This is a genomic window from Neisseria sp. P0006.S004 (genome assembly GCF_051963015.1).
GTDB lineage: Bacteria > Pseudomonadota > Gammaproteobacteria > Burkholderiales > Neisseriaceae > Neisseria.
Window position 1 is genome coordinate 1 of record NZ_JBQCUS010000019.1, and the last position, 1,184, is coordinate 1,184.

The 1,184-nt window shown below is 39.0% G+C and carries 2 protein-coding genes; both read right to left on the minus strand.

Annotation, left to right across the window (positions count from 1 at the left end; translation table 11 throughout):
* Positions 1-93: 93 nt before the first annotated feature.
* Entirely contained in the window at positions 94-456 is a 363-nt protein-coding gene (locus ACTHR2_RS10495; protein ID WP_204788452.1) for a cytochrome C biogenesis protein, read from the minus strand.
* An 11-nt stretch (positions 457-467) separates the two neighbouring features.
* A partial coding sequence (locus ACTHR2_RS10500) for an RHS repeat-associated core domain-containing protein (RefSeq protein ID WP_440375706.1) occupies positions 468-1,184 on the minus strand: 717 nt, incomplete at its 5' end.

The following is a 1,184-nucleotide window of genomic DNA, read 5'->3' on the forward strand; positions in this document are numbered from 1 at the left end:
TCCGAACCGTCTTCAGCGACCACCAAAGGGGCAAAACGCAGCGCTATCGAACCGTCCAGCGAAGCAATGACGTAATGGCCGTCTTATGCTTTGTTATACATAATTTCCTATTTTTCTTCTTAAAAATAAAAATATTTTTACCCAAAAGGGTGTTGTTAATCCCCAAATTCCTCCGAATATCAATCCTTCAAGGAGCATAAAACTCTCTCTTTTGATTTGTATAGCTAATCCCAGCAACATCCCGATTATCATCTGAATAATAGATAGGTATTTAATATTTTTTCTTTCCAATTCTAAATGGAACAATATCACTAAGAAAAAAGAGATTATTGGAAGTATAACTAATTTAACTGTTACATTATCCCCATAATAAGCCATCCATAACCAAATGAAAAACCAAGAAATTAAGATGCTTATCCAATATTTTTGAATAAATTCTTTAAATTTATTAGGCATAAAAAATCCTTTTAACCACACGGGGAATCGCTAAATACACTTTTTTTCTCCCCTCCAAAAATTGCTTTAGTTATTTGGCTAGTAGCAGCAACGGCTACTCCAATCGCAGCATATTTTTTGATATTGGATAAATTATGAGCGGCTGCTTTTGTAGCCTTGCCTAGTTGTTTTCCTACTTTATGGCGGGCATTTTTGGCTCCTTGTTTTCCAAATAGTTCGGTATATTTTTTACCTAACTCCTTAGCCACAGATTTATTTTTTGCGAAACCAACAAGATTTGTTGAGCCTTTCCATGCACATTTGCCAACGGTAGCAGCACCTGGAATGGCAGGAATAATCCCACCTATGGCTGCACTTACAGCTACTGAATTCCAATTAATACAATCCAATGGTTTATTTGATAAATAATTTCCAGCAACTTGGAAAACAATATCAACAGCCCCCCCCATTAAAGCTCCCACTGCCATTACAACAAGTATTGGTAAGTTACCACTGGGATCAATCCATGAACCAGTATTAGGCGCAAAAGTATACAAATTCTCCCCACCCAACAACCCAATCGGATCCTGATTCACAAACCGCCCGACGTTCGGTTCATAATACCTAAAGAAATTGTAATGCAGCCCCGTTTCACGGTCGCAATACTGGTTCTGCAGGCGGAAGGGCTGGTATGCGCTATCCGTTACCTTGGTTTCCTCTTTCAGACGGCCCCAGCCGGTGTAGTTGCC